Source organism: Pseudoalteromonas sp. 19-MNA-CIBAN-0066 (assembly GCF_040308705.1).
GTDB classification, from domain to species: Bacteria; Pseudomonadota; Gammaproteobacteria; order Enterobacterales; family Alteromonadaceae; genus Pseudoalteromonas; species Pseudoalteromonas nigrifaciens.
The window spans coordinates 17233-28281 of sequence record NZ_JBEONZ010000039.1; the positions used below are offsets into that span (position 1 = coordinate 17233).

General features: G+C 41.3%; 11 protein-coding genes and 1 pseudogene. 7 read left to right on the top strand and 5 right to left on the bottom strand.

Annotation, left to right across the window (positions count from 1 at the left end):
* The first annotated feature begins 39 nt into the window (after window positions 1-39).
* The 6 genes from AAEZ18_RS16065 to AAEZ18_RS16090 all read left to right on the top strand — a co-directional run bounded on the left by AAEZ18_RS16065 (window position 40) and on the right by AAEZ18_RS16090 (window position 4740).
* Window positions 40-864, top strand: a complete 825-nt coding sequence (locus tag AAEZ18_RS16065; RefSeq protein WP_011327056.1) for a class I SAM-dependent methyltransferase — start codon at window positions 40-42, stop codon at window positions 862-864.
* Window positions 865-880: 16 nt separating this feature from the next.
* Window positions 881-2170, top strand: a complete 1290-nt coding sequence (gene purD / locus AAEZ18_RS16070; RefSeq protein WP_350595171.1) for a phosphoribosylamine--glycine ligase — start codon at window positions 881-883, stop codon at window positions 2168-2170.
* Window positions 2171-2453: 283 nt separating this feature from the next.
* On the top strand, window positions 2454-3326 hold the full coding sequence (locus tag AAEZ18_RS16075; protein ID WP_350595169.1) for an RNA-guided endonuclease InsQ/TnpB family protein: 873 nt from the start codon (window positions 2454-2456) through the stop codon (window positions 3324-3326).
* Complete coding sequence (locus tag AAEZ18_RS16080) at window positions 3320-3679, top strand: RNA-guided endonuclease InsQ/TnpB family protein (protein ID WP_350595168.1); 360 nt, start codon at window positions 3320-3322, stop codon at window positions 3677-3679. The genes AAEZ18_RS16075 and AAEZ18_RS16080 overlap by 7 nt, the downstream gene beginning before the upstream one ends.
* 55 nt (window positions 3680-3734) lie before the next feature.
* Window positions 3735-3908 carry a hypothetical protein gene (locus AAEZ18_RS16085; protein ID WP_162010629.1) on the top strand — a complete coding sequence of 58 codons (174 nt, stop codon included), beginning with the start codon at window positions 3735-3737 and terminating at the stop codon, window positions 3906-3908.
* A 22-nt stretch (window positions 3909-3930) separates the two neighbouring features.
* Window positions 3931-4740, top strand: coding sequence for a DUF2797 domain-containing protein (locus tag AAEZ18_RS16090; protein ID WP_011327052.1), 810 nt, complete (start codon window positions 3931-3933; stop codon window positions 4738-4740).
* Here AAEZ18_RS16090 and AAEZ18_RS16095 read toward each other — a convergent pair.
* Entirely contained in the window at window positions 4737-7265 is a 2529-nt protein-coding gene (locus AAEZ18_RS16095; RefSeq protein WP_350595166.1) for an EAL domain-containing protein, read from the bottom strand. The genes AAEZ18_RS16090 and AAEZ18_RS16095 overlap by 4 nt on opposite strands.
* A gap of 82 nt (window positions 7266-7347) precedes the next feature.
* On the opposite strand from AAEZ18_RS16095, the gene AAEZ18_RS16100 reads away from it, so the two are divergent.
* Window positions 7348-7638, top strand: a complete 291-nt coding sequence (locus AAEZ18_RS16100; protein ID WP_011327050.1) for a DUF4144 family protein — start codon at window positions 7348-7350, stop codon at window positions 7636-7638.
* Here the strand turns inward: AAEZ18_RS16100 and AAEZ18_RS16105 are convergent.
* From AAEZ18_RS16105 to AAEZ18_RS16120, 4 genes and pseudogenes are all read right to left on the bottom strand, one after another.
* Window positions 7621-8541: a histone deacetylase family protein gene (locus AAEZ18_RS16105; RefSeq protein ID WP_011327049.1), complete on the bottom strand. Its 921-nt coding sequence runs from the start codon at window positions 8539-8541 to the stop codon at window positions 7621-7623. The genes AAEZ18_RS16100 and AAEZ18_RS16105 overlap by 18 nt on opposite strands.
* A 116-nt stretch (window positions 8542-8657) precedes the next feature.
* Window positions 8658-10199 (bottom strand): serine hydrolase, encoded by a 1542-nt coding sequence (locus AAEZ18_RS16110; protein ID WP_086995902.1) that lies wholly within the window; start codon window positions 10197-10199, stop codon window positions 8658-8660.
* A gap of 21 nt (window positions 10200-10220) precedes the next feature.
* Window positions 10221-10715, bottom strand: coding sequence for a gamma-glutamylcyclotransferase family protein (locus AAEZ18_RS16115; RefSeq protein ID WP_011327047.1), 495 nt, complete (start codon window positions 10713-10715; stop codon window positions 10221-10223).
* A 67-nt stretch (window positions 10716-10782) separates the two neighbouring features.
* Window positions 10783-10968 (bottom strand): annotated as a pseudogene (locus AAEZ18_RS16120) (LysE family transporter); the annotation flags it as partial.
* Window positions 10969-11049 lie beyond the last annotated feature (81 nt).

Here is an 11049-nt window from a genome sequence, read left to right on the forward strand (position 1 = left end):
TTCTGATTGTTCATTAAACTAACAGTGAAGAATAAAATGATGAAATTTGCTTTAAAATCTATACTTGTCGCCACTATTGCTCTTAGCTCTGCAGCAAGCTTGGCTCATAACCACAGTGAAAACTCATTAGTTGCTAATGCACTTAATGATGAGCAGCGCGCTGCTAAAAACAGTGAGCGTGACAAGTTTCGTCATCCAGCACAAACGCTGGCATTTTTTGGCTTAAAGCCGAATATGAGCGTGGTAGAAATATCGCCCGGTGGTGGTTGGTACAGCGAAATTTTAGCGCCTGTACTCAAAGATAATGGCAAATTTTACGCCGCGCATTTTCCAAAAGATGCGACTGGCTTTTATCAGCGTTCTCGCTCTGAGTTTGAACAAAAGGTAACGCAAGACCCACGTTTTAGTAAAGTAATAGTAACTGAGTTTGCTCCTGTTACTCACACCGAACTTGCCCCTGCAAATAGCGCCGATATGGTACTTACCTTTAGAAATGTGCATAACTGGTATATGGGTAAAAATAAAGACGGCGCACTTAGTGCGTTTAAATCTTTTTATACCGCGCTCAAACCAGGTGGCACCTTAGGTGTAGTGGAGCATAGATTGCCTGAAGCACGCGCCGATGACGATCAAAAAAGCAGTGGTTACATGAAGCAAAGCTACGTAATTGAAATAGCTAAACAAGCTGGGTTTGAATTAGTTGCTAGTAGTGAAATAAATGCTAACCCAAAAGATACAGCCGATCACCCTAAAGGGGTATGGACGCTACCACCAAGCTTACGTTTAGGCGAGCAAGATGCCGATAAATATAAAGCTATTGGTGAGAGTGACCGCATGACGCTGAAATTTAAAAAACCGCTTTAAATAGGAATTTTTCGCCATGAATGTTTTAGTCATTGGCAGCGGCGGCCGCGAACACGCTCTTGCGTTTAAAGCCGCTCAAAACACCAAAGTAAACACAGTATTTGTAGCCCCTGGTAATGCGGGCACAGCACTTGAGCCAAAACTTGAGAACGTTGCAATAAATGTTGACGACTTAGACGGTTTACTTCAGTTTGCACAACAAAATAATGTTGAGCTTACTATTGTAGGCCCTGAGATCCCGTTAGTATTAGGTGTGGTTGATAAGTTTCGTGAACACGGCCTAGCTATATTTGGCCCAACAGCGGGCGCAGCTCAGCTTGAAGGCTCAAAGTCGTTTACTAAAGACTTTTTAGCGCGTCACAATATCCCTAGTGGCGATTACCAAACCTTTGAACAGGTTGCCCCTGCCCTTGCTTATTTAAAAGAAAAAGGCGCGCCAATTGTAATCAAAGCAGATGGTTTAGCCGCAGGTAAAGGCGTTATTGTTGCGATGACTGAAGCCGAGGCTGAAGATGCTATTCGTGACATGCTTGCGGGTAATGCTTTTGGTGATGCTGGTAGCCGCGTAGTTATCGAAGAGTTTTTAGAAGGTGAAGAAGCGTCTTTCATTGTGATGGTAGATGGCAAAAACGTATTACCATTTGCCACTAGCCAAGATCATAAACGCGCTTACAATGGCGATGCTGGCCCTAACACTGGCGGTATGGGTGCTTATTCACCTGCGCCAGTAGTTACCGATGAAATTCATCAGCGTATTATGAACGAAGTGATTTACCCAACGGTAGAGGGCATGGCGAGCGAGGGTCATCCGTACACAGGCTTTTTATACGCTGGCTTAATGATAGATACCTATGGCACGCCAAAAGTAATTGAGTATAACTGTCGTTTTGGCGACCCGGAAACTCAACCTATGATGCTACGTTTGCAATCAGACTTAGTCGAGTTAATTGAAGCGGCTAATCGTGTTGAACTGGATAAAACCACCATTGAGTTTGATCCACGTGCAGCCGTTGGTGTAGTACTGGCCGCTAAAGGCTATCCTGGTGATTATCCTAAAGGCGATGTTATATCGGGTTTACAGGTTGACTACCCTGCTGGCGAAAAAGTATTTCATGCTGGTACTAAACAAAACGGTAATGACGTAGTAACTGCGGGCGGACGTGTATTATGTGCCACCGCACTGGGTAATACCGTAACCGAAGCGCAGCAACGCGCTTACGAGCTAATAAAGCAACTCAGCTGGGATGGCATGGAATATCGTACTGATATTGCATATCGTGCTATTGCGAGAGAGCAAAATAGTTAAATATAACCTATTGGTTAATATTACTATTAAATGTAAACATCAAAAGCGCAGCTTGTCTGCGCTTTTTTAGTGCTACACTATTTGAAAGGATCAAAAAAAGCACAGCATAATTTGGAATTTAAAACGTTACGTTATCATGCGCTAGCCGCAGCAATACTTATATTAATATTTTTTATCAACTTTTGCCGTAAAACACCGCTCCTTTAGGTCGGTGATATAAGGTAGTAGTCGCGAAGCGACTAAGTGGGTTGTTCCTTTTTGATTGACTGTATATAATAACAGTATGGTTATTCGCAAAGCTTATAAATTTCGTTTAAAAACAACACCCGATATTAACGCTAAAATGGTGCAATATGCGGGAAATTGTCGATTCTTGTGGAATAAAGCCTTAGCGATTAACTTATTTAAGTTACAGAATAAACAAAAAATTTGCTACTACCAAGAGTTGGATTTCTTTTCCAAACTTTGGAAAAAAAGCGAGGAGTATGGCTTTTTAACACTATCGCCCGCACAAACTATCCAACAAACATTAAAACAGCTTGAACGCGCCTTTAAAGACGCATTCGATAAAAACCAACCACTCAAACGGATGCCTACTTTTAAGAAAAAAGGAGAGGTGAATAGCTTTAATTTTCCTCAAGGCTTTAAAATCGACAAGAATGGGAAACGTATTTTTTTACCTAAAATCGGTTGGGTTAATGTTAGAAAAAGCCAAGCTATTTTAGGAAAAGCTAAAAACGTCACTGTTTCACAAAAAGGAAAGCACTGGTTTGTTTCAATCCAAGTTGAACAAGAAGTAGCACCACCTAAGCACCCATCAAACGCCATGATTGGGGGAGATTTAGGCGTGAAACGCCTAATTACCCTTTCTGATGGCAGTTTTGTGGAGCCGATAGATACCAGTAAACAGACAATCAGGATCAAACGATTACAGAAGCAACTTGCTAGAAAAGTGAAATTTTCAAGTAACTGGAAAAAATTAAAAGCAAAGATCACAACATTTCATACGAAAGTTGCCAATATTCGTCATGACAAATTACATAAGATCTCAACACAGTTGAGCAAAAGCCACGCAATCATCGTGCTAGAAGATCTTAAAATTAGAAATATGACGAAAAACAGCAAAGGCACAGTGAGCAGCATGGAAAAATGGTGAAACAAAAATCTGGCTTAAACCGCGTCATTCTCAATCAAGGATGGGGAATGTTTAAAGAGATGCTGAAATATAAGCAGGATTGGCTCGGCGGTCAGGTTATTTTTGTTGATCCGAAACATACCAGTCAAACGTGTCCAGCGTGTGGCCATCAATCAAAAGATAACCGATTAACGCAGTCTAAGTTTGAATGTGCGAAGTGCGGTTATCAAGATAATGCGGATCATGTTGGCGCATTAAATATTTTAGCGCGAGGTCATCGCGTTCTAGCCTGTGGAGAGATTGACATTAGTCAGCTTGTTGAAGCAGGAACTTGCCTTATGAGTGATCACAAGGCCCCGATGGTTTTAAACTAATCGGAATCCCCCTCCTTTCCTGAACTTGTTCAGGCGCTTGGCGAGGTGGTGGAGGATGTCAACAATTACTATTGAAGGGGTAGAAACGCAAGAGGTTCACGACTTACTTAAAGGTATGAACGCCGATCACGCACAAGGATACCTTTACGCCAAACCACTCGCGTATGACGATTATTTACAGTACTTAAACAGCCAATATAATTTAAAAATGTTAGACTCCCCCTTTTAACATCTTTAGGGGCCAAGTAAAGATGCAAGGCACATTGCGTAAATTAAAATCGAGCTTAACCGAGCCGGTACAATATCACTTACCTGTGGGTGAGCACTTAGTCGACTTAAATGCATTTATAGGTAAAGAGCTAACGCTTACTTTTAGCGGCACAATTTTATGCTCTAGCTGTGGTAAAAAAACCAAAAAAAGCTATTCTCAAGGCCATTGCTTTGTATGCATGCGCAAACTTGCTAGTTGCGATATGTGTATTATGAAGCCAGAAACCTGCCATTACGATCAAGGTACTTGCCGCGAGCCAGAGTGGGGAGAAGAAAATTGCATGATCCCGCATTACGTCTACCTCGCTAATACCTCAGGACTAAAAGTGGGTATTACTCGCCACACGCAAATACCAACTCGCTGGGTTGATCAAGGCGCTACCCAAGCATTGCCTATTTTTAAAGTACAAACACGGTTGCAATCAGGCTTAGTAGAAGTGGCATTGGCTGAATTTATTGCTGATAAAACTAATTGGCGCAATATGCTAAAAGGCCAAAACGAAGCGCTAGATTTAAAAGCTGCAGCCGCTGAGCTTATTCCACAAATTAGTGCAAAGCTAAATGAGCTAAGCGAGCTATTTGGCGCAACAGCTATTGAACAGCTAGATGAAGACGTAGTTGATTTAAACTTTCCGGTAAGCGAATACCCAACCAAAATCAGCTCGTTTAACTTTGATAAAGACCCGGTAGTAAGCGGTGTTTTACAAGGCATTAAAGGTCAGTATTTAATTTTTGAAAAAGGCGTTATTAACATTCGAAAATTCACCTCTTACGAAGTAACCGTAGGCTAAGTGCCAGTTGGTTGAGTGCTCGCAGATAAGTCGTTTAACCGATAAAAATCAAACCATTGCCGCTGCGTTAACGGGCGGCAATAGTAATACCCCTGTATAACATTACACCCTAAGCTAATAAGGTAGTTTTTTTGAGCTAGCTGCTCAACTCCCTCTGCCACTACCATTAAGTTTAAATTGCTTGCCAGTGCAATAAGCGCTGCAACTATTTGGCTATTGCCGTATTCATCAGGGATTTTAGCAATAAAGCTCGCGTCTATTTTTAATGTATCAAAAGGCAGTTTAGTTAAATAACTCAATGCCGAGTACCCGGTACCAAAGTCGTCTAATGCTATATGCACGCCCAGCTTTTTTAGTTGCTGCAACTGCGTTTTAGCCTGTGTAAATGAGCTAATAATGCTGCTTTCTGTCAGTTCTATTTCAAGTAAACTACCGGGTAAATTATAATGTTTAAGCATAGTGCTAATATTGTTTGCCAGCTTGCCTTGGCTTAAATGACATGCCGATATATTAATTGCTAAGCGCCCAGCCACCAGTCCTTCTTTTTGCCATAGCGTTAGTACTTTACCCGCCTGATTAATAACCCATAAATCTAACCGCACTATCAACCCTAGCTCTTCAGCAAGCGGAATAAATTGCGCGGGCGATATCATTCCCAAATCGGGGTCGTGCCAACGCAATAATGCCTCAACGCCCATAATCTGTTCATTTTTAAGGCATTGCTTTGGCTGAAAATACAATTCAAATTCGTTATTATCTAACGCATGCTGAAAACGGCTCATCATGGCTAGGCGCTCTAGCGAGCGAGCATTCATAGAAGGTTTAAATAATTGAAACGAATTACGCCCCACATCTTTTGAGCGATACATAGCAATATCGGCATGCTTTAGCAGTGTTTCGCTGTCTAGGCCATCATCAGGGTAAACAGCCGCACCAATCGAAGCTGTTACACCTACTTCAACATGGTCTAATTGAAACGGAGTGTTTAAATTATTTAGTATTTTTTCAGCTAAATTAGCTACTGCATCAATCTTATTTATTTCGCACAGCACTACAAATTCATCTCCCCCTAAACGCGCTAAGGTATCGCCTTCGTTTAAAGTAGCCTCGATACGCGCAGCAACCAGGGTTAATAAACAATCCCCTGCGCTATGGCCTAAACTATCGTTTACTTCTTTAAAGCGATCTAGATCGATAAACATCACCGCCAATAAATGCTGGTCGCGGTGAGCTGCAGCCAAAGCCATTTTGAGCCTGTCGTTAAACAAACGTCTATTTGGTAGGCCCGTTAATTCATCAAAATAAGCCAACTGCACAATTTTATCTTCAGCATTTTTTCGCTCGGTAATATCACTAAAAATTGCCGCATAAATAGCATCTGAATTATTAGGCTCTTTAATTTCAATTATAGTTAACCACTCTATATAAATATCGCCATTTTTTTTACGATTACAAATTTCTCCCTGCCATACACCCGTTTTGTTAATTGCATCCCACATTTTTATATAAAAGCTTTTATCATGCCGCCCCGAGCTCAATATACTTGGGCACTTACCTATAACTTCATGTTCTTTATAGCCGGTCAATTGGGTAAATGCTGGGTTTACTTGCATAATAGTGCTGTTGCTATGGGTGATCATTATGCCGTCGAGTGATGAATCTATTATTTTATTGGCTAAATATAGGTTTCGCTGCGAGTGCTGTAGGGCTAAATCTCGTTGCACTAATACTTTTTCTAGCTCAGAACAATACGCACTTTCAATTTCATGTATTAAATGTTCGAGTGACAACACGCCTTTAATTTCATCATTGTCGCTCACCACTAAATGCCGTACTTGGCTATCTAACATTAATTTGTAAGCATCGAACAGGCTATCTTGTGGGGTTATTTTATAAAGCGGTCGACTTGCTAAATCCCAGCACACACTCTGCTCGCTCTGGCGTGTGAGCAGGTGTAATAAATCGCGCTGCGTAATAATGCCATGTTCTTTTTGCTGTTGATTAAAAACTAAAATAACTTTTTCGCCGCGTTCACGCATTAGTTTTACCGCTTCATTTACCGCTAATGAGCTAGGTACAATTGTTATGTTTTTAGTGTACTGGTCGTTAATAGTGCGAAACTGTAAGTAATGATCAAGCCCTTGATTGCGCACAATATCTGTAATGCTAATTACCCCACACGGTACGTTATTGTTATCGGTAACAAGTAAATGCCTTACACCATGCTGATGAAAAGTTAGTGCGGTATCACTTAATAACTGCTGGCTAGGGACACTTAAAACCGGGCTCGTCATCACATCTTTAATGCTAGTCCTTGTAACTGCAGGATTGGTAAAGTCGAGTTTTAAACAGTCAGTTTCTGTCCAAACACCTAATATGCGTTGTTGCTGCGCAATAAATATTGCACTGATATTATGTGCCCGCATTAGTTTAACCGCATCAATTAATGGCGTATGCTTGCTACAGGTTATTACCTTATTAGTAAAAATATCACCTACTTTTTGAAAACGGCTACTGTGTGGCATTATTCTACTCCCTAAATTTGCACTAATAGGCGAGTATAAATCGAGCAAATATTCCCCCTTTGATGTAGGACAATAAATAAGCATGTCGTATCCAAAAATTATTATTTATAACAATGAAATTGAGTTAGCTGAGCAGCCTGATGAAGTAGATGATTTTGTATATGCGATGGATGAGCTGCAAAAAAGCAGAATTATTATTTTAGATAGTAAGTATAGTTATACAACATTAAGTGGCGAGCCAAAAACAGCCATTAGTGCCATTGAATTAGCAGATTTAGTGAAAGATTATTTGCTAAAAGAAGGTCAGTGTTGCCTAAGTAAAATTAAGCAGCTAACACCTGAGCAAGCATTTGCGTTACTCATAATCGACTAACGCTTTAACATGTGCAATTGCACTGCGACCCAATGCAGAAAGCGCATACCCCCCTTCTAAATACGACACTATACCGCGGCAATTATGCTGCTCACTAAAGCGGGCTAATTGCTCGGTTAGCCAGCGGTAATCTTCCTCTACAAACTTTAAACTAGCCATATCATCTTCGAGGTGAGCATCAAATCCTGCGCTAATAAATAACATGTCAGGCTTAAAAGCATTTAGTTTAGGCAGCCATTGCTGCTCAAATACCGCTTTTAAATCGTTACCGTCGCTGGCAATTGGCAAAGGTGAATTAACTAACGTGGTGTTATTTTCAACCACTGTATTGGGATAAAATGGATGCTGAAATAAAGAGCAAAACAGGACGTTTTTATCATCTATAAATATATCTTGAGTGCCATTACCATGATGTACATCAAAATCAACAATAGCAATGCGCTTAACCCCTTTGCTTTGTGCATATTTAACCGCAATAGCAAGGTTGTTAAATACACAAAAACCGGATGAAGTAGTGCGATTTGCATGATGCCCCGGCGGGCGCACCGAGCAAAATGCAGCATCAAGGTTGCCCTCTAGTATTTCATCTACCGCTAAAATACCGGCTCCTACTGCACGCTCAATTGCTTTTAATGAGTCGGGACATAACCAAGTATCACCGTCTAAATCGACAAGCCCTTGGGTAGGTATTTTACTTTCAACAAAGCTAACTAATGATTCGTCATGCGCAAGTAAGTAATGCTCTCGTTGCGCTTTAGGCGCTTGCTTTTGCTCAATAGCAATATCTAACCCGCTTGCTAGTAAGCGATCGTTAATAGCATCTAACCGCTCTGGGCACTCTGGGTGATCATCAATCATTTTATGTTTACGACAATGAGGGTGAGAAATAATTGCGGTACGCATAAAAGCTCCTAACTGTATCATTAAACATAATATAACAAAGCCACCCGTGGGTGGCTTTGCGACTTTGGTGTATACCCTTTACGCTAGATATAGTAAATTAGGGATAGCAAAAACAGTTATTTTGCTGTTAATTTTAAATTTCTAAAGTCAAAACTAAAGTCGGTTACTTGCGTTGATACTGCACGCATTTTAGCGCTACTCACTCTATTTTCTGTATTCATATTAAAATTAATAAACGCATCAGCCTCAAGTAGCTTTTCATCCCACTTAACAATAAAAGTATTGCCAGTGTAATGCTCAAGTGAGCCTTTTAAGCCCTTGGTATGGGTAAAATCAATATGTAATTTGCCATCAAGCTGCTCAATAATTACATCGCCATACCAATTATCGTGCAATGTACCAGTGTAATTAATATTAGGTAGTTGCGGTTGATAATCAGCAGGTGCTGCAGGCTTTGCGTTAGCGTATGCTTTCTCTTTGCTTTCAAAATGCTTTTTAGCTAAGTCTTCAACCCAATCTTTATCTTCAAGCTCAAGCGCATCTTCAAGCACTTCGTGAGTTACTGCCGCTAGCGCACCAAATGCTTGCTGATTACTTAAAATAACAATACCGAGTTTTTTTTCAGGTAGTAATGTAACCTGCGACACCATGCCTAAAATACCGCCACCGTGACCAAGCTTTTTAAAGCCGTGGTAGTCTTCAATACTCCAGCCTAGCCCGTAACCTCTAAACTGCTGATGATACGCCTCAAACGCGCTTTTAGACGCCATAGCCGTTATATGTGGATGCCACATTTGCGCTTGTTGTTTTTCGCTAAATAACTGCTCGCCATTTGGCATTGTGCCACCAGCAAGTTGCGTACGTAGCCATTGGCTCATATCGCTGGCACTTGAGGCTATTGCCCCAGCGCCTCTAAAATCTTCTAGGTAGTTAACAAAAAATGGATGGAGTTGGTTATCCATCGGAATATGCCCCGTTGCCCAGTTTTTATTGCTACTTGGAATGCGCGAAAACCCCGCTCGCGAGTGAGTCATATTTAGTGGCTGTAACATGTTTTTTTCGATGTAATCGTTCCAACTCATCCCAGATACGCGTGCTACCACTTCCCCTGCGGTAACAAACATTAAGTTGTTATACGCATATTGGCTGCGAAAGCTGCTGGCCGGTTTTAAGTATTTTAAGCCTGCTAAAATATCATCAACCGACTTGTCGGTACTTGGCCAAATCATTAAGTCGCCTTGCCCAAGCCCCAACCCACTGCGATGACTCAGCAGATCGCGAATACGCATTTCGCGGGTTACGTATGCGTCATATAGTTGAAATTCTGGCAGGTGATCAATCACTTTATCGTCCCAGCTCAACTTGCCTTCATCAACCAACTTAGCCAGCGCCGCACTGGTAAATGCTTTGGTGTTAGATGCAATGCCAAACAAGGTGTCTTTATTAACCTTATTACCGGTGTTTATATGGGTTACACCAAAACCTTTAGCAAATATCACTTTGTCGTTTTCAACAATAGCAACTGCCATTCCTGGCACATCAAAACGTGCCATGGAGGTTTTAATTACCTGCTCTATTTTATTGGTATCTACCTGTGCCCAGGTACTAAACGTAGCCCCTGCTAATAAAGCAATTGTGGCAAACTTAATTAACTTCATTGTTATCCTTTTTTATTATGATTATTTTTGATGTACTGCAAATTCAATTTCAGCACGCTCTAGGTTACTGTCGCTTTTTTGCGCGCGGTTTAATATTGCATCACTGTATGCTTTTGGAACGCCAGCTTCAAGCGCGCCGCGATGAACGTGTTTAATATACCAGTCGTAGGGTAGCGCTTCACTGTCATGGGTATTGGCAATATAGCAATGAGCGTTAACGTCTTCGCCGCTTAAAAGCTTTACGGTTATATTTACGCAGTCGTAACCTGCACCTTCTATACCATCTAAAATGACTTTTTCGGCATCACTTATTTGATAAACAACCCCATAAACTAACGCATCCTCTGCATCACTTGGGCTAATACTGCACTTACCTGAGCCATCTTTAAAATACATATCAAAGGTTAGCTCATAACCTTGTAATACGGCTGTACCAATGCGCTTAGCATTAGGCAAGCGCGCCAGTAAACGGTGAGACGACATGTTAGAGCCAAACGAAAAATTATAAAGCGACATACCTACTCCTAAAATTAAATAATGTAACTTGGTTTTAAATTACAACACGAATAGCCAAAGCTATTAAAATAAAAAACAAGGTGGCTTTAGGGTTTAATGCATTGGTTAAAAAGCCGCGCCGAAAGGCAAACCAAACGGGCTCTGCTGGCACCGTTTTGTTGGCAATATTATCATTTAGATTTGCCCCCGGTTTGGCTGCTCGCAGTGCTTGCACTCCCAAATAAGCTAAATAGGCACCGGCCAAGTATTTAAGCCCCTTGACATCCTCCCCCACCTCGCTTCGCGCCCGACAAGTCGGGAAAGGAGGGGGATTCCTGTTTCATAGCGTATCGCT